Annotated in this window: 17 protein-coding genes; 12 read left to right on the forward strand and 5 right to left on the reverse strand. The window is 41.7% G+C overall.

Annotated features, from left to right (window positions below; all coding sequences use genetic code 11):
- Nucleotides 1-81 precede the first annotated feature (81 nt).
- From ACTJIX_RS05245 to ACTJIX_RS05275, 7 genes are all read left to right on the forward strand, one after another.
- A complete protein-coding gene (locus ACTJIX_RS05245) occupies nucleotides 82-852 on the forward strand; it encodes a hypothetical protein (RefSeq protein ID WP_103800001.1) in 771 nt (256 codons plus the stop codon).
- 341 nt (nucleotides 853-1193) lie between these two features.
- Nucleotides 1194-3395, forward strand: a complete 2202-nt coding sequence (locus ACTJIX_RS05250; protein ID WP_314295792.1) for an OsmC domain/YcaO domain-containing protein — start codon at nucleotides 1194-1196, stop codon at nucleotides 3393-3395.
- A gap of 240 nt (nucleotides 3396-3635) precedes the next feature.
- A complete protein-coding gene (locus tag ACTJIX_RS05255) occupies nucleotides 3636-4634 on the forward strand; it encodes an acyl-CoA dehydrogenase (RefSeq protein WP_103799999.1) in 999 nt (332 codons plus the stop codon).
- Nucleotides 4622-5416, forward strand: a complete 795-nt coding sequence (locus ACTJIX_RS05260) for a PIG-L deacetylase family protein (RefSeq protein WP_314295793.1) — start codon at nucleotides 4622-4624, stop codon at nucleotides 5414-5416. Before ACTJIX_RS05255 ends, ACTJIX_RS05260 begins: the two co-directional genes overlap by 13 nt.
- Nucleotides 5397-6005, forward strand: coding sequence for a class I SAM-dependent DNA methyltransferase (locus ACTJIX_RS05265; RefSeq protein WP_314295794.1), 609 nt, complete (start codon nucleotides 5397-5399; stop codon nucleotides 6003-6005). Before ACTJIX_RS05260 ends, ACTJIX_RS05265 begins: the two co-directional genes overlap by 20 nt.
- On the forward strand, nucleotides 6002-6724 hold the full coding sequence (locus ACTJIX_RS05270) for a glycosyltransferase (protein ID WP_314295796.1): 723 nt from the start codon (nucleotides 6002-6004) through the stop codon (nucleotides 6722-6724). The genes ACTJIX_RS05265 and ACTJIX_RS05270 overlap by 4 nt, the downstream gene beginning before the upstream one ends.
- Nucleotides 6725-6934: 210 nt before the next feature.
- On the forward strand, nucleotides 6935-8167 hold the full coding sequence (locus tag ACTJIX_RS05275; protein WP_314295797.1) for an MFS transporter: 1233 nt from the start codon (nucleotides 6935-6937) through the stop codon (nucleotides 8165-8167).
- Nucleotides 8168-8198: 31 nt separating this feature from the next.
- Here the strand turns inward: ACTJIX_RS05275 and ACTJIX_RS05280 are convergent, their stop codons facing one another.
- Both ACTJIX_RS05280 and otsB read right to left on the reverse strand, forming a co-directional pair.
- Nucleotides 8199-9629 (reverse strand): trehalose-6-phosphate synthase, encoded by a 1431-nt coding sequence (locus ACTJIX_RS05280; RefSeq protein ID WP_440611245.1) that lies wholly within the window; start codon nucleotides 9627-9629, stop codon nucleotides 8199-8201.
- Entirely contained in the window at nucleotides 9596-10483 is an 888-nt protein-coding gene (gene otsB / locus ACTJIX_RS05285) for a trehalose-phosphatase (RefSeq protein WP_314295799.1), read from the reverse strand. The genes ACTJIX_RS05280 and otsB overlap by 34 nt, the downstream gene beginning before the upstream one ends.
- A gap of 376 nt (nucleotides 10484-10859) precedes the next feature.
- On the opposite strand from otsB, the gene ACTJIX_RS05290 reads away from it, so the two are divergent.
- The 3 genes from ACTJIX_RS05290 (at nucleotide 10860) to ACTJIX_RS05300 (ending at nucleotide 12887) form a co-directional block, all read left to right on the forward strand.
- The gene (locus tag ACTJIX_RS05290) at nucleotides 10860-11117 is read left to right on the forward strand and encodes a hypothetical protein (RefSeq protein WP_314295800.1); all 258 of its coding nucleotides are present in this window, start codon (nucleotides 10860-10862) and stop codon (nucleotides 11115-11117) included.
- A 33-nt stretch (nucleotides 11118-11150) separates the two neighbouring features.
- Entirely contained in the window at nucleotides 11151-11660 is a 510-nt protein-coding gene (locus ACTJIX_RS05295; RefSeq protein WP_314295801.1) for a CocE/NonD family hydrolase, read from the forward strand.
- A gap of 309 nt (nucleotides 11661-11969) precedes the next feature.
- A complete protein-coding gene (locus tag ACTJIX_RS05300; RefSeq protein WP_004894786.1) occupies nucleotides 11970-12887 on the forward strand; it encodes a LysR family transcriptional regulator in 918 nt (305 codons plus the stop codon).
- Nucleotides 12888-12999: 112 nt separating this feature from the next.
- Here the strand turns inward: ACTJIX_RS05300 and ACTJIX_RS05305 are convergent, their stop codons facing one another.
- Both ACTJIX_RS05305 and ACTJIX_RS05310 read right to left on the reverse strand, forming a co-directional pair.
- Nucleotides 13000-14052: a Rieske 2Fe-2S domain-containing protein gene (locus tag ACTJIX_RS05305; protein WP_314295802.1), complete on the reverse strand. Its 1053-nt coding sequence runs from the start codon at nucleotides 14050-14052 to the stop codon at nucleotides 13000-13002.
- Between the two features lie 192 nt (nucleotides 14053-14244).
- Nucleotides 14245-15174, reverse strand: coding sequence for a LysR family transcriptional regulator (locus tag ACTJIX_RS05310; RefSeq protein ID WP_034434237.1), 930 nt, complete (start codon nucleotides 15172-15174; stop codon nucleotides 14245-14247).
- 268 nt (nucleotides 15175-15442) lie between these two features.
- Between ACTJIX_RS05310 and ACTJIX_RS05315 the strand changes: the two genes are divergently transcribed.
- Together ACTJIX_RS05315 and ACTJIX_RS05320 are read left to right on the forward strand one after the other, a co-directional pair.
- Nucleotides 15443-16498 (forward strand): aromatic ring-hydroxylating oxygenase subunit alpha, encoded by a 1056-nt coding sequence (locus ACTJIX_RS05315; protein ID WP_005222075.1) that lies wholly within the window; start codon nucleotides 15443-15445, stop codon nucleotides 16496-16498.
- 120 nt (nucleotides 16499-16618) lie between these two features.
- A complete protein-coding gene (locus tag ACTJIX_RS05320; protein WP_314295803.1) occupies nucleotides 16619-17104 on the forward strand; it encodes a nucleoside deaminase in 486 nt (161 codons plus the stop codon).
- Nucleotides 17105-17344: 240 nt separating this feature from the next.
- Here the strand turns inward: ACTJIX_RS05320 and ACTJIX_RS05325 are convergent, their stop codons facing one another.
- Nucleotides 17345-18370, reverse strand: coding sequence for an IS30-like element ISAba125 family transposase (locus ACTJIX_RS05325; protein WP_004994718.1), 1026 nt, complete (start codon nucleotides 18368-18370; stop codon nucleotides 17345-17347).
- Between the last annotated feature and the right edge of the window lie 54 nt (nucleotides 18371-18424).

Here is an 18424-nt window from a genome sequence, read left to right on the forward strand (position 1 = left end):
AAATTTACTTTACCTCAAGCTTTATAAGGCCGTCACCGGTTTAGGTCTTATTTAGCCTGTGCTTAATACAATTTATATTTTATGAAAATGTTATATAAAGCAGTGCTGTTTGGCTGTGCTGCTGTTTCAAGTCTTTACTGTTATGCCGATGATGCGGAAGTAAAAAAAATAGAAGCAAGCGGAAACTTGAGTGTGGTCTCCAAGTACGTCTCCCGTGGTTTAACCAATGCACCTGAAAATGACGACCTTGCTGTGCAGGCAGCATTGAATCTGGCTTATGGCAATTTTTATGTCGGATATTGGGGATCTACGCTTGGATACTCTTATGCAGAAGTGCAGGGACGTTCGGGACATCGTTCAGACAAATTCGAGCATGATTTTTTGCTGGGTTATACCCATAGCAGCGAAAACTATGACTGGGATTTATGGAATGCTACCTATTATTATCCGGGCGGTGAGAACACCACTGGAAATGAGTTGGGCTTAAATGTAAGTCGTGCATTGAATGATCAGACCAGTATCGGCGCCAGCGTATCGACCTATCTGTATGATGTGGCTTATGCCAATCAGGGCGATACCTTTTATACGCTGAATCTGAGCCACCAGTTAAATGATCGTCTGAATGCCAGCGTTACGGCAGCAGGGAGCTATTTTAACGATGAAGGCAAATATGAGGGTGGTGAACTGGGCGATACCGAAAAGCAGGTTGCCTTTCGTTATGCTTCTGCCGGACTTAGTTATACGCTTTTACCGCAGTTGAGTGTGTCTGGTGAATATATCTTTGGCGGTTATGACCGTTATGATGACAAGCAGCGTAATCTTGCAGTAGTTGCACTGAGTTATGATTTTTAAAATTATGAAATCATTCAGACTAGGCAGGTGAAAATCTGCCTCATCCGCAACCTTGATTGATCATATAATTCATGACTTGAAGTAGATTCATGCTCCTGTAGCTCAGGAAAGACTGAGGGCCTAGTTTAATCTGCCAGAATTTCAGACAAACATTATCAATTTCATAAAATAATTCTATAATAGCGGCCATTCTCGGCAGCGTTATCCAGACACTTAGTCAAATGGCATAACCTGACCATTTTCTATTTTTCATTCAAGTTCTCCTCCGTGAACCGGCTTGTATATTCAGATTCAGCATCTTATCTGTCCGTGACGGCACATAAGAATATTTAGGTATCCACATGGAAATTAAGGTCAATTATCTCGATAATCTACGCCAGGAAGCCAAGTTCGATGACTTCACGGTGATTGCCGATCAGCCGATCCGCTATAAAGGCGATGGTTCGGCACCCGGTCCATTCGATTATTTTCTGGCGTCATCAGCACTTTGTGCGGCTTATTTTGTCAAAGTCTATTGCGCAGCACGTGACATTCCAACCGATAATATCCGCCTTTCGCAAAACAATATTGTTGATCCTGAAAACCGCTATAAACAGATTTTTAAAATTCAGGTGGAACTGCCGGCTGATATTTCTGAAAAAGACCGCCAAGGGATTTTACGTTCGATCGACCGTTGTACCGTCAAAAAAGTAATTCAAACCGGTCCTGAATTTGTTATTGAAGAAGTGGAAAGCATTGATGCCGATGCTCAGGCCTTGTTAATTCCAAGTCTGGCATCCGAAAATAGTACTTTTATTCCGGGTAAAGACCTTCCGCTAGAAGAAACGATTGCCAATATGTCTGCAATTCTGGCAGGACTTGGCATGAAGATTGAAATTGCCTCTTGGCGTAATATCGTGCCGAATGTGTGGTCGCTACATATCCGTGATGCGCAGTCGCCAATGTGTTTTACCAATGGTAAAGGTTCAACCAAAGAAAGTGCGCTGGCATCTGCCTTGGGTGAATTTATTGAACGTCTGAACTGCAACTTCTTCTATAATGATCAGTTCTGGGGTGAAGATATTGCCAATGCAGAATTTGTGCATTATCCAGATGAAAAATGGTTTCAGCCGGGTCCAAATGGCGAACTGCCTGCAGAAGTTTTAGATGAACATACCCGTGAAATTTATGATCCTGAAGATGAGTTATTGGGTACCCATCTGTATGACACCAACTCCGGTAATACTGCACGTGGCATCTGTTCATTGCCATTTGTACGTCAGTCTGATGGTGAAACGGTTTATTTCCCGTCGAATCTGATCGAAAACTTGTACCTCAGTAATGGTATGAGCGCCGGCAATACCTTGGCGGAAGCACAAGTGCAATGTCTGTCTGAAATTTTTGAGCGTGCGGTAAAACGTGAAATTCTGGAAGGTGAACTCGCACTTCCAGATGTGCCTGAACAGGTTCTGGCAAAATATCCAAAAATTGTCGAAGGCATTAAAGGCTTAGAAGAGCAAGGTTTCCCGGTGCTGGTTAAAGACGCCTCACTAGGCGGTCAGTTCCCGGTGATGTGTGTCACCCTGATGAACCCACGTACCGGCGGTGTATTTGCCTCATTTGGTGCCCATCCTAACTTTGAAGTGGCATTAGAGCGCAGTCTGACTGAATTGTTACAAGGCCGTAGTTTTGAAGGTCTGAATGATCTGCCAAAGCCAACCTTTAGCAGCAATGCAGTAACTGAACCGAATAACTTTGTTGAGCACTTTATTGATTCTAGTGGTGTAGTGTCTTGGCGTTTCTTCAGCGCGAAATCAGATTATGATTTTGTCGAGTGGGATTTCACCAATAATGGTCAAAACTCGAATGCGGATGAAGCTCAGGAATTATTCACGATTCTTGAAGACATGGGCCATGAAGTTTATATAGCGGTGTATCAGCATTTGGGTGCCACCGCTTGCCGTATTCTGGTACCGGGCTATTCGGAAATCTATCTGGTAGAAGATCTGGTTTGGGACAATACCAACAAGGCTTTGTTATATCGTGAAGATATCCTGAATCTGCATCGACTGGATGATGAACAACTGCAAGCATTGGTTGAGCGTCTGGAAGAAGCAGATGAGGATGACTATACCGAGATCAAAACCTTGATCGGTATCGAGTTCGATGAAAATACTGAATGGGGCCAGCTCACTATTCTTGAACTGAAACTTCTGATTTATGTGGCTTTGCAGCAATTTGAAGAAGCCAAAGATCTGGTTGAGCAGTTCCTGCAGTTTAATACCAATACCGTTGAACGTGGCCTGTTCTACCAGTGCATGAATGTCGTTCTGGAAGTCATGCTGGATGATGACATGGAACTGGAAGATTATGAGCACAACTTCCGCCGTATGTTTGGTGATGAACGTATGGATGCGGTGATGGGTTCAGTTGAGGGCACAGTTCGTTTCTATGGCCTGACTGAAACCAGTATGAAGCTTGAAGGTCTGGATCGTCATTTACGCCTGATTGATAGCTATAAAAAACTGCATGCAGCACGTGCCAAGTTTGTAGCCCAGCAGTAATCCATAGATAGCTGCATCAAAAAACCGCCTCAAGATAGGCGGTTTTTTGATGGCTTTAAATATCTAAGATTTACAAATCAGACAAATTCCTGACAAAAAGCTACAGTATTTTGCGCCAATACTGGGCATAAATTAATTCATAAACAGTGATTTACATAATGAATAGTCAAATACTCACTTTGCTATTCATCTTTAAAAACCCGATAAAAGAATCTTAATGATATTTAATGAGGAAGATGAATGTACCTCAAACAGCTGGTCGAACAATTAAAAGTAGAATTTAATTCTTCTTCGACTGATCCTGAGCAGCGGATTGATCACGCTTTACATCAGCTGATTCCACACAGTCTGGAGGTGCCATACCCGGGTGAAGGACAGACCTTAAAACGCTGGCAAATCCTGAGTCAGGTTTCTGCCATAGACTTGAGTCTGGCCAAGCTATATGAATCGCATCTGGATGTACTGGCGATACTGCATGAACTACATGCTGATCCTGAGCAGATTGTCGGATTGACTGCTATCTGGGCGGCAGAGGGTGGTCCTAAACCTTTGCAGCTGGAAGATGATCTGCTTTCCGGAATTAAACCATGGTGTTCAGCCGCGGGTCAGGTACAGCAGGCTTTATTGACCTATCGGGATGAAGAAGAACACTCGCAACTGTTACTGGTAGATATGACCCAGCATGGGATTCAGATCAATACCAGTGCCTGGCATGCTGTAGGGATGCAATATACACGCACGGCTGAGGTCAGCTTCAATCAGGTCAAAGTCAAAACCATTAGCAAGCCAAACTATTATCTGGATCGTCATGGATTTTGGCATGGTGCGGCTGGCGTCGCTGCCTGCTGGTTTGGTGCAACACTCAAACTGGCTGGTTATTTAAAACATGCCATGCATCATAAAACTAATCCATTTAGAGAAATGTATCTGGGTGAGGTCAGTAGCAAGCTGTATGCAACTCGTGCACTATTTCATGAAACTGCTAAATTGATTGATGCCGACCCTAGATATAACCATGAATTGATAATTCGAGCTTTACGTGCCCAGGTCGAAGACACTGCACTGGCAGTACTGGAACTTTGTGGTAAAGCCTTGGGTGCAGCACCATATTGCCAGCAGGTGGATTTTGCCCGCTGTGTAGCAGATTTGCCCGTATTTATCCGGCAAAGCCATGCTGCATTTGATTTGCAGTGTATTGGTCAACTGACGATGGAGGATGAACAGACATGGGCACTTTAAAACATCCAATCGTTGAAGACCGTATTATTCAGGGTGAAGGAACAGCGCTAGAAGAATGGCAGCAGAGTCAGCAGCTCCATCATTTAAAAGCGCTTGAACTGAGTAAAATATTTCCCCTAAATAGTCGCATTTGTATTGTTGCTCCACATCCGGATGATGAAATTCTTGGCTGTGGCGGACTGATTCAGCAGCTGGATGCAGCGGGTTATGAGATTGTTCTGTTTGCAGTCACCAATGGCACAGCCAGTCATCCCGACTCGATACTATATACACCAGAGCAGCTGGATCATATCCGACCTCAGGAAACAATAAATGCTTTAGGCGTTCTCGATCTGAAACAATCGATACCGCGTATTGCGCTGAATATCCAGGATGGTGAAGTAGCGCAACAACGTGACCAGTTGGTTGCTGCTTTAAAACCGTATTTGCAAGCAAATGATATTCTGGTAACCACTTTTGAACATGATGGCCATCCTGATCATGAGATTACAGGTCAGGTAAGCAAACAGTTTGCAGCAACGCATTCTTTAAAATGTGTACAGGTGCTGATCTGGACCTGGCATTGGGCCAGTCCTGGAGATAATCGTATTCCCTGGCATAAAGCCCTTAGACTTGAACTCAACGCAAAGCAGTTAGCGCGTAAAATACAAGCCATGCAATGTTTTAAAAGCCAGCTTGAACCGGACTCCAGTACAGGTAAAGCTGCTATCGTATCGGGCAGCGCATTAGCACGTCTTTTACAGCCATGGGAGGTCTATATTGATGACGAAGGCCATCTATAATCATGACTACTTCGCCGAGCTGTATCGCATAAATAATGGCGATCCCTGGCAGTATGAACAGCGCTGGTATGAGAAGCGCAAACGCGATATGACCTTGGCTGTACTACCTTATCCGAAATTTAAAAATGGTATTGAAATTGGCTGTAGTAATGGGGTACTGAGCGCCGAGCTGGCTGAACGATGCGAAGCTTTACTGTGTATGGATGCCAATTCGACCGCCATACAGCTAGCGAATCAGCGCCTGATCCATGATCATGTCAAAGTGGTGCAGGGGATTGTGCCACTGGATTTGCCAACACAGCAGTTTGATCTGATTGTTGCCAGCGAAATGCTATATTACCTTGAAGAAAATATTCTGCTGCAACTGGTTGAATGGATGAATACGCATCTCAGTCCACAAGGCTGTATTGTGGCCTGCCACTGGCGACATGCGATTGAAGGCTTTAGTCTGAATGGAGAACAGGTTCATCAGATTTTAAAACAGCGATTGCATTATTATCACCACACACAGTTACAGGATGCCGATTTTTTTCTGGATGTCTGGACACATGATGTAAATTCGATAGCCGTACAGGAAGGATTGTTATGAAAAAAATTGGTGTCGTCATTCCGGCCTGTAACGAAGAAGAAGAAATCGAATATTGTCTGCAGGCACTGGAACGGGCACGCCAAAAATTTTATCAGGACATGCCTCAAAGTCATGGCATACAAATTCAAATTCTTGTGGTGATGGATAGCTGTACTGATACTACAGCAGAAAAGTTAAAAACTTATAATGTTTTAGCTATAAGTTGTAATTATCGTTGTGTAGGAAAAACCCGTGATCTCGGTATACAGCATTTGATCCAACAAGGCTATGACTGGATTTGCTGTACGGATGCAGATTCCAGAGTACATCCAGACTGGTTTAAGACCATGCTGCTGCATCAGCCTACACATGTGATTTGCGGAGTCGTTGAAATTGCGCAATGGGATCACTTAAGTTTAGCTACCCAAAAAAAATATCTGCACCATTATCAGGATTATATGGGGCATCGGCATATTCATGGGGCCAACCTTTGTTTTAAAGCATCGAGTTATAAGGTTCTTGGCGGCTTCAAACCTATGCCATGTCATGAAGATGTAGATCTGGTTAAACGCGCAGAAAAAATGGGAATGCATATTACCTGGTCTAACCAGTTGAGAGTGGTGACCAGCAGTCGCCTGATTTCACGTGTCCGTGAAGGATTTTCACAATTTTTATGGAGCATTGAACGACAAAATCAGGATAACAAATCCAATACAAAATGCCTGAGAAAAATTATTTGAAAGTTTTTGAAACTATATTTTTCAATGAATCATAGGCTTAACAATTTGGCCGATTTTTTTGATTAAAACCTATTCCATTTAAAATAAAACTGCTTATAATTCATCCAAATTAAGCCCTGTGAACTAATACATTTCAAGTATAAGTTCATGGGGTTTTTCTATGGATCAACGGTTTGGGATACCGCACCGAAATTTTTACTGGTTCTTACTATGTACGCTCCGTTATTACCTGCTTCTCTTCGTGCGCTTCCACGTAGTCATTGGCAACGTATTGCCACTGCACTATGTTTTTTCGCTCTGGGTTTTAGTACTGCTGCCTGGGCACCGTTGATTCCACTGGTGCAGCAGCGCCTGAATTTAAGTCATTCAGATTTCGGTGTGTTATTGCTTGCCGCGGGCGTAGGTTCAATGATCGCCATGCCATTGGCAGGTCGTATGGCACATCGTTACGGCTGTCGTTCTGTTATCGCTACAGTATTGGCCGCATTTGTTTTAATTCTGCCTGCATTGGCATTTAGCCCGACTAAATTGCTATTGGCAGCCGCTTTATTTTGCTTCGGTGCTAGCGCTGGCGCACTCGGCGTATCGGTTAACCTTCAGGCAATTAAACTGGAAAGTCAGCAACGTAAAAGCATGATGTCACTGTTCCACGGCGTATGTAGCCTAGGTGGTTTGGCAGGTGTATTGGGTATGACCAGTATGCTGGCATTTGGTCTTGCACTGCCTTTAAGTGTGCTGGTGATCAGTATGAGCATTTTACTGATCATGGTATTTGCTGTGCCATTCTGTCTAAAAGCAGAAGCTGCACCTGAAGCAACAGAATCTGAAGATACTACCCAGAAAGTTGCCCATAAACCACGTCCGACATTTGCAATTCTTTGCATGGGATTGATCTGTTTTATCGCTTTTCTGTCTGAAGGCGCAGCGATGGACTGGAGTGGAATTTACCTGAATACTCAATTTAAAGTTCAAGCATCTCAAGCTGGTCTAGCTTACAGTTGCTTTGCTGCTTTAATGGTTGCAGGACGTTTAAGTGGCCATCTGATCATTCGATTCTTTGGTGAAAAGAACACGATTCTGTATAGTGCCACTTTGGCAGGTTTGGGTCTTCTGACTGTAGTATTTGCACCTGTGTGGTATGTGGCTTTGATTGGTTATGCGATCCTGGGTCTGGGTAGCGCCAATATCGTTCCGCTGATGTTCTCACGTGCAGGACGTCAAACTGAATTACCAAAACATATTGCTTTATCTTATGTTTCTGTATTTGCTTATACCGGTTCTTTGCTTGGGCCAGCATTGGTGGGATTCGGAAGCGAGATCATGGGTCTAAGCCAGGTATTCTTTATCATTGCAGTTGGCCTGATCAGCATTACTGTACTAAACCAGCTGACTTCTGCTCCAGCAACTGCGGCAGAAGCAGAAAAAACACAAACACCAGCATAAAGCTGGTGTTTTTTGTTTAAATCAAAGCAATTTAATGCTGTAAATAAAGATCGTGAGAGGGTGATTTGCTAAGTGGCTGGTAAATATACTGGCTACTTACATGTTTAAGATCTTTCAAGAAACAATCACGCCAATGCACAATGTCATAGTCCATCAGGCCTTGAAATAGCGCCTGATAACGTGCAATACGTTCAGACTTCGGCATTTTCACTGCCAGCTTTAAGGCTTTGATCATGCTGTTGTTATCATAAGGATTAACCAGTAAAGCTTCACGCATCTGCTCAGCAGCACCCGCATATTTAGACAGAATCAAAATGCCCGGATTTTCTGGATCTTGAGCAGCAATATATTCCTTCGCTACCAGATTCATGCCATCACGTACCGAATTGACCCAGCAGATTTCCGACTTGCGATATAAACGCATCAAGGCATGATGGCCTAAAGCATCATAATGACAGTCAAAGACCGGTTGATCTGTATGAGGGAAATCCTGATTTAGCTGATCGACACCTAGTTTTAAATCCCGATACAGATTGGCATAGGTCGGAACTTCCAGTCTGCAAGGACAGGCAATCTGAAACTGGCGTATCTTCGACAACATTTCAGGAGTTTCCTGGAAACATTGACGCAGCGCATCCACCTTCTGTAATAAGCCCTTGCTATAGTCAATTCGGTCTACTGAAATGATATGTTTAACATCAGGTGATGAACTGAAATCAAATGGCAGTTCAGTATGAGTGAGTTGTCCCGCACGACGCTGGATTGCAGTAGGATGCACACTGATCGGATAAGCTTTTACTTCTACCTGACGCTGTCCATTACGCAGAATATTGTTGGTATGTGCAGTTAGAGATAGGGTAGTTTTCAGGAAATCATAACAGTTTCTCTGATCCTGCTGCGTTTGCATGCCAAGCAGGTCGTACTGTGCCAGATGCGCTGCAAGATGCTGGCTGCAGGCTAGATCTTGCCATTTTTGTGTCTCTGGAAATGGAATATGCAGGAAGAAACCGATACGATTGCGCATGCCCAGCTGACGGCAGTAATGTGCAACACTTAAGAAATGATAGTCATGCACCCAGATCATGTCACCCGGTTGGATAATTTTCTGCAACTGACGGGCAAACTTGAAATTAACATCCTGATAGATCCGGTAATCCTGATCTGAGTAATCAATATATTGATTCTGGTCATGCATTAGCGGCCATAGTGCACCATTCGCAAAACCACAGTAAAAACCCTGATATTCAGCTTCAGAGAAACTACAGGTATGATATTCAATCTGCTGATCTTTCAGGACGTCAAAGGAATTCTGCCTATACGCCGTCTTTTTGCCATTCCATCCCATCCAGATGCCGCCTATACCATTTAGGGCATCTTCCAGAGCAACCGCAAGACCACCTGCCTGAGTGGCATTCGGGTTCGGTAATGTTACACGGTTGGATAATACAATGAGTCGGGACACGTTTTTTCTCCTTTCATTTCTTGTTTTAACGCTTTTAGTGATGTTAAAAATTCATGTAAGAAAAAACCGACATCTGCCACGTCGTCTAAACGAGCTTTGGCTGCGCTTTCTCCTGGGCCAACTTTGATTGACATACCTCCATAGTCATTAATGATGTGAAAACCAGCTTCATCCGTTAAATCGTCCCCAATGAAAATGGGGTAAAACTGCTCAGCTTCAAGATCCTCTAAAATATGCTGGATTGCCGCACCTTTATTGCAACCGTGGGGAACCAGTTCATAGACACATTTGCCGCTTTTTAATTCAAAACTTGAAAATTGTTTAAGATAATTATCAATAATGGCTTTTGCCTGATCTGCATATTCAGGATGTTCACGGAAATGCAGGGCAACTGAATGGGTTTTGTTTTCTACCCGGATCGGCTGCCATTTATGCTGCTGCTCAAGCACACTAGATTTGAGTTGTTCGAGTTCTTTGTGATTGATATAAACTAGTTTTTGACCTATACCGTCTTGCTGTAGCAGCTCTATGCCATGTGATCCGATAATATTCCAGCGATAAGGTTGAATCAGTCGTTGTGCTTGCTCGATAGAACGTCCAGTAACCAGATATAAAGGTAAAAATTGCTGGATTTGTGCAATATTATTTAGGGTAGAAGAGGGGATAAAACTCTGTTCAGGATTTGGATGAAATTCTGAAAGTGTACCGTCAATGTCTAAAAATAAAATACAGGGTAAGGAATTATATTTAGCTCTCCGATCCAGCTTTTTCGCTATCTCGGTATAAATAGAATCTAGAACAGCATTTGTAGTTTTCATTGTTAGGGTGTAATAAATTACAGTCTCTTGATGCATTGATTATTTTTATAACATGTCAAGATCTGTGATCTGCTTATTCCTATAATGAATAATACATTTCACCTATCTACTGTAACGTTGCAATATCTTGTAAAAATGTCTTGAAAATCACATTTCTATAAAAATTTTTCTCAATCAGAAATTTCTAAAATCTATCAAGATATGAATAAGCATAGTTTTGTATAAGAATTTTTATAACAGACAAGGAGCATTGTCAGTTTATAAATGCGGTGTTAAGAAGTGACCTAAAAAGAAAAACAGAGAGAAGGAGATCATTTCGTTAAATCAAACTTAATAAAAACTATGAACATAGATAAAAATGCATGACTCATTGATCGAGGAATGCATCATCCTAATAATTAGGATATAAGCAATGAAGCTGCTCAATAAACTTTATGCTGCCATGGCAGCGACGGTCACTGTGGTTGCAGTGACTGTGGGTGTAGTCAATAAAACTTTCACCCCCACCCAGCAAGTTACTTCAGATTTAAGTTACCTAGAACCACAATCTTTTACTGACTCTACAGGCATAACACAACCTGCCATTACATTAAAAAATACTAAATTAGGAACACGACAGTTCGAAAGTCAAGTTCAACGACCATTACTCACAAATGCAGATGCAAAATAGAGCAATTACACTCGCGATTATGATTATCCCAATATGGTCACTTTGCCTGTACAGTGGATTAAAATGCGTGATGGTACCAAAATCGCAATTCGTGTTACCTTGCCAGCTGATCAGAATAAACAACCTGATTTTACTAAACCTCATCCAGTGATTTTAATCCAGACAGCCTACAATACAGGCTTTGCAGGCCAGATTGCGGATATGGCAGGCGGCCCGAATCCTGAGTTTGTACGCTGTGGTTATGCCACAGTAGTTGCCGATATACGTGGTACCGGTTCTTCAGAAGGGAGATGGCAGGCATTTGATGGCATTGAACAGCAGGACAGTTTTGAAATTATTGACTGGGCCAGCAAACAGTCATGGTCAAATGGCAATATTGGTCTCTATGGTGTTTCTTATCTAGATATTACCAGCCTGCTAGGGGCGTCTACCCAGCATCCAGCCGTAAAAGCCGCATTTCCAATGGTACCAATTGGTGATGGTTACCGTGATATTTTATTCAATGGCGGCAGCTTAATCCCAACTTTATCCCATTATGGATGAGTCTGGTTGACTTGCTGGGTGTATTACCAGTTGATGCGATTCAAAATGATCCGGTGAATGGTATTACTCTAAGGCTGGATAAAATTCAGAATTTGCTGAAGGCAAAGCCTCACCATCAAATCATTCTTGTTTTCAAAATTAGCTTTTAAAATATAAGTCGGATTATCTCTTGGGAATGTTAGTAGCTATAAATACAAATTGAATAAATATCATTATTATTATTTAAAACTGAAAAAAACTAACAGATAAAAATTTTATGCTTTATGATCAGCATATTGAAAATGCTTTATGAAAATTCTGCAGGAAGACATGTTAGAACTTCGTCATTTAAAAACTTTAGTTGCTTTACGAGAACATGGTTCATTGGTCGCCGCTGCAGGAGATTTGTGTCTTACACCTTCAGCCTTATCTCATCAATTGCGTGAAATTGATCAATGGTTTGGCGTAGAAGTCGTAAATCGCCGTAGTCGGCCTGTGAGCTTTTCCAATGTTGGACAGCGATTACTTAAACTGGCAGATGAAATATTGCCTCAGGTACAGATTGCCCAAAGTGATATTACTCGTATTGTCCATGGACAGACGGGACGTATTATTTTCTCCTCTGAATGTCATAGCTGCTTTGACTGGCTGATGCCTTTACTCAATCAGTATCGCATCCAATATCCAGATGTAGATTTAGACTTTGCCTCAGGTTTTGAAGCCAATCCGCATGAGCTGTTACAAACTGGTGAGTTTGACTTACTGATTACCGCCGATCCGATCGCATTAAAAGGGATAGAGTATTTTCCGATTTTTGAATATGAGTCACGTTTGGTACTTTCTAATACTCATCCATTGGTACGTGCCAAAGAGATTAGCGTACAGCAACTGGCAGAAGAAACACTGGTGACTTACCCGGTGGATAAACATCGCCTGGACATCATGTCACGCCTGTTTATTCCCGCAAATATTTTACCAAAGCAGATCCGGACGACTGATTTAACCCAGATGTTGATTCAGCTGGTGGCAAGTGGACGCGGCATTGCAGCACTACCGGACTGGGTGGTGAATGAATATGAGCAGAAAGGCTGGGTAAGCTCACGCCGTCTGGATTGCGTCGCACCTGAAGGGTTACGTCGTACTTTATTTGCAGGCTATCGCACTGAAGAAAAACAGAAAGATTATTTTGAAGGATTCCTAAAGCAGCTAGAACGGTTCTCCAAGAAAAGAGAGGCATATTATGATTAACGCTTGTTACCATTTCTTTGAAAGTATGTGTTATTCAAGAAAGACTCTGATCCACTGTTCAAACTGAAAGCTTGAAAATAATCCAGCCAAGACCGGAGCCTTTTATTTCAACTCAAGCCGCAAATAATGGACTGAATCCATGCTTACGCAGCAATTTCCGGTACATGCTGGAACTGCGATCTGCCGGGAAATGTGCTTCTAAAGACAAGTCCAAAGGCAGATATTCAGGTTTCTGGTTTTCGACGATTAACCGGTCTTCTTCAAAAATTTTCAGGTTAAAGTCATAAGCATCTTCAACTGGCAGGTCTTTGTCATAATTCCGGCAGATGGGTGCAAACAGCCGCGTAGTACGTGCTGTCATAGGCGAAGCTGCATTCATAATGACCTGTTTGGCATCATTGGGAAAATGAATGGTCAAGGTAGCGGTAAAGGGTATACTGATTTCAAAATGGCGTAGCCATTTAAAGTCTTTTGCACCGCGCTGATCCAGCCCGATCGGATAGCGTCCAACGGTACTGATATAATCAGCAGCAAAACCATCATCGGTTTCATAGGTTTGGTAATCGGGCACTTCTGAATTATCCGGATCGCCAAAAGTATCTGGATGTACCCATGCAAAATGTGCGACATCAATGAAACCTTCTAGCTGCCGACCGGCAAAACACTGAATATCAACTTTCGGGCAAACCAGTTGCTGGTAATCTGCTTCATCCCAGTAAGGCATTTGCGGAATATTTACTTCAGCCTGTTTATCTGCCAGCAGTGAGCACCAGATCAGACCATATTTTTCTACGGCGGCATAGGTTTTTAGATTGAAACGCTCAGAGATTTTTTGCTGCGGATGGGCCGGGATACGATTACATTTTCCACCTGATCCAAAGCGTAGACCGTGATAAGGACAAACCACACCTTGTCCATCATTTTTTCCCAGACTTAAAGCAACCCCTCGATGTGGACAGGTATCTCGCGCCACAATAATTTCATCCCCGATTTTATAAATTACCAAGGGCATATCCAGCAACATGGTCCCGATTGGCTGTTCAGAGACTTCGCGTGCCAAGGCTACCGGATACCAGTATTGCGCTAACAGATGCCAGTCATGTTCTGAAAATGTCATATGAACAGGTAAGTCAGGCTGATACGTGAGGATGGTTTTACTATTCATGATTGCCTCAAATCGGTGTTATTCGATTGAATATAGATCAACAGCCTATTCACCGAAATTAGAGAAATCTGTATGAGGTATTGAGAAAATTAGAACACTCTTTACCATTTGAAGATCATTCTCTTTTATATGTGAGCATATTTTGAGAATTAACGCGTCTTTACGGAAAAGGTAGACATCACAAATCATTTATTAGGCTGCTTGCTGAGAAATCTGACTTTTTAATTGTTCCATCTGTTCAATGATATGCTTGATCATCAGCTGGGAGGCTCTTGAAATCTGACGTTTTGGTGCCACGCAAAGGGCAATGGTCAAAGGACGTACACCTTTTTCCGTAATCAGTTTAAAGATCAGTTCATCGCGTTGCAGTTCCGGGAAGACATCCAGATAACTCAAGATGCCAATACCGGTATTGGCCTTGATCATGCTGTTCATCAGGCGGATATCATTAGATTCCGTTTTACGTGCCGGAATGAATTTGTGATGTTTGTACATGGCCTGTACATAGTCATGAATGATTAGCGGCTCTGCTGCAATAAAATGATTGTCATCCAAGGTATCTGAAAAATAGATTCGTTCAGCCTCAGCAAGGGGATGCTGTTTGGACATGACAAAGCCCAAAGGTAATTCCAGAAAATGCAGTACTTCCAGCTGATGATGGGCTTTGGGATTAAGAATCAGCCCGAAATCCAGTTCGGTATCGATAATTTTTCGGGCAATCACTTCACTGTCTGCCACACGTATATTGAAATTGATCCAAGGATACTGCGCATACATATGCTGTAGTGACTGCATTACAAAGCCTTCGCTCAAGGCAGAAATTAATCCAAATTCGATACTGCCACGTTTGAGTCCCTGAATTTCATCAAAGCGGATACAGGTCTGCTGAAACTCCTTTTGCCATTTTAGAATATCGGCATATAGCATTTCACCCGCTAAAGTTAACTTCAGTCCGTTTGGCAAACGTTCAAACAGATCAATACCTAGCTCTTCTTCAGCCAGGGCGATCTGCCTGTGAACCGCAGATACCGAAATAAACAACTGATCTGCAGCCTTACGTAAACTGCCACTTTTCGCCACTGCAATAAAGTAATCAGAAAAGCGTGAAAACGGGGTATTTATCAATTTACTCAAGCCTGTTTCACCTGTACTTAAAATTCAATAAAAGCTTTATGCGAGTTTTATGCCAAAGCAGGAAGCTAAGGTCCAAGCCAATCAAGTATTACAAGGTACTGTTCTAATTTTTAGAATGATTTATACGAAACATTCTAATAGACGAAAAAGTAAAAAAACGAGTAATTTCAATTGTAAATAACCGGAACGCTAGCCAACACAAACAGCGTTTCAGGGGGATTAAAACATTCAGGATTTTGCAGAAAAAAGGTTTGATATGAACGCTATTCCAATGATCAATGTATTTAGCAAGCCATGCTACAGCCAGTTTGATGATCAGGATTGGGAGATTCTGGCGCATCATTGGTATCCGGTTGCACGTATTCAGGACGTGAACGAAAAGCCACAGCAAGTGACTTTGCTGGATGTCAAACTGGCAATTTATAAAACTGAAAGCGGCGTCATTCATCTGGTACGCGATATCTGTCCGCATCGTGGTGTACCATTGAGCAAGGGCTGGGTTTCTGGGGAAAATATTGTCTGTCCCTATCATGGTCTGCAATACAACGAACAGGGAAAATGTATCAAAATCCCAGCGCAACCCGAGTTGACTAAAATCTCAGACCGTTTCTCGCTCACAAAATTTCCAGTCGTAGAAAAATACGGTCTGATCTGGACCAGCCTGTTTAGTCGGAATGAAAGTGCTGCCAATTTCCCGGTACTAGATACCTGGGATACCGCAGAACATCAATCTATTTTACCGCCATTTGTGGATATTGCCGGTTCGAGTGGTCGTCAGTTAGAAGGCTTTATTGATGTAGCGCATTTTGCCTGGGTACATCACAATGCTTTTGCTGATCGTGATAATCCGGTGGTGCCGAAATACAATACCGAACGTACGCCTTATGGTCTGCATACTGAATATGTCAGTAATGTCAGCAATTATCCTCATGGCATGCAGCATCTGGCACCTGAAGGCTTTTTATGGAAACGCGTGTTTGATGTCTATCCACCATTTTCTGCGATATTAACTGTGCATTTTCCAAATGAAGGCATTCTTAAGATCCTGAATGCATGCTGTCCAGTGTCACACAACCAAACCAGACTGTTTGTACCATTAACCCGAAATTTTGATACCACTGGCGATTTGCAGGCAGTTTATGATTTTAATGCACAGATCTTTGCTGAAGACCAGGAACTGGTAGAAAGTCAAAAACCGGAAGAGCTGCCATTGGATATTTCAATGGAAGCACATTTTGAAGCAGATCGCTCATCAACAACTTATCGACGTATATTGGCAGAATGGGGATTAAGTAAACGTTATATTGTTTAAAATAACCATTAGATTTTTATTTAACAAGCAGGAGCTATATTTAAATAAATTAAACTTTCTTAAAATGAAAAGAATCTATTTAAATATTCAATCATTTAAAATTTATTCTGGTATAAATAAATGAGCTGTCCAAATCATCAGCAGATATTAAAGTTTTTAAGACTTTCCAATGACGTGGGACGGCGTGCTACCCAGCTGGGACATCATCCTTTTGGAGCAGTACTGGTGGCGCCAGATCATGAAACGGTGCTGCTCACCCAATGTAATATTGATACGGTCAATCATGCAGAATCAACATTAGCCCGTATTGCTGCGACCAATTATCCAGCGGACTATTTATGGCAATGTACGCTTTATACGGCTGTAGAACCTTGCTGTATGTGTGCTGGAACCATCTATTGGGCTAATATAGGCCGTGTAGTTTATGGTATTTCGGAAGAACATTTACTTGAATGTACCGGTAATCATCAGGAAAACCCAACGATGAGTGTCAGCTCACACTATATCTTTAGCCATGGACAAAAGGACATTGATTTGATTGGACCAGTACCTGAGATTGAAGCTGAAACGGTCAGTTTACAACAGCAATTCTGGCAAAGCAGATAAGCCTTTTTAGAAGAAAATCCCATTTTAAGAATGGGGTTTTTATTTTTACAGAAATTATTATAAATATAAATGCACATTTTAATAGCATTTAATTGCATTAAACGCACTTATTTAATTCATTTTATTTAATATTAAAAAAATTATTTATTAATAAAAATTAAAATATTAAAAAATTACTTTTATTTTAAAACAAATAAATTAAATAAATTATTTTTTAATCAAGTTGGAATAGTGGCGAATTCAAACATGAGGTGCGACAGTTTCAAAAGCCATATGATAATCAACAAGCTGAGCAAATTTCTCTAATGGTGTAAGCCAATCTAACGCCTTTCTAGGACGAGTATTCAGTGACATGGCAACTTGATTTAAATAATGCTGATCTGCCTGATTTAAATCAATCCCTTTAGGTAAATATTGCCTAATTAAACCATTCATATTTTCGCATGTGCCTTTTTGCCAAGGTGAATGTGGGTCACAGAAATATACATCTATGCCTAAATCTTCTTCGAGTATTTTATGTTCTGACATCTCGCGTCCACGGTCATAGGTCAACGTTTTACGCAGTTCTGCAGGTAAATATTTCAGAGCTTCAGTTAAAGCCTTGCGCACTGATTCTGCCTTTGCATCAGGTAATGTTGCCAAGATACAGAGCCGTGTATTTCGTTCAATAAGTGTTGCTATCGAACTTTTATTGTCTTTACCTTTAATTAAATCAGCTTCCCAATGACCCGGTATTTTTCTTTCTTGAACTTCGGCTGGGCGCTCATGAATAGTTTTAATATCCTGTAATATAGAATCTTTTTTAGGTTCACCGTTAGCTTTTCGCTTTTTATTTTCATGACGCAGACAGGATAATAAGTCTTTTTTCAACTCACCCTTTGGTAATGCTCGTATCGTTGAATAAATCGTTGTATGGCTTACATTCATTGTTTGATCCAAATCAGGAAATGTCTTTAAACGCTTTGCTATTTGCTGAGGAGACCATAAACAACGGATCGCTTCAACAATAAATTTCCAGAGGATTGAATCGATTTTGAGTTTTCTGTGACCACGTCTACGTCTAGCGAAGGTGTTATCAGAAGCATATCGAGCTTGATAAACGTCATTGATGCTATTTCTTTTAAGCTCACGATAGATCGTACTAGGATGTCTTTTAATGAGTTCAGCAAATTTTCTGGCTGAAAAGCCTTCTTTTCTTGACTCAAGCATTAATGCAGTACGATCTTCAAAGTTAAGATGATGGTATGACAATTTTATATACTCCATAAACCCTTTAAATTAATTAGGTGGTTTATGTCGCACTTCAAGTTTTACTCTGCC

The sequence above is a fragment of the Acinetobacter sp. 22323 genome (assembly GCF_052044895.1).
In the GTDB taxonomy this organism is placed as follows: Bacteria; Pseudomonadota; Gammaproteobacteria; order Pseudomonadales; family Moraxellaceae; genus Acinetobacter; species Acinetobacter schindleri.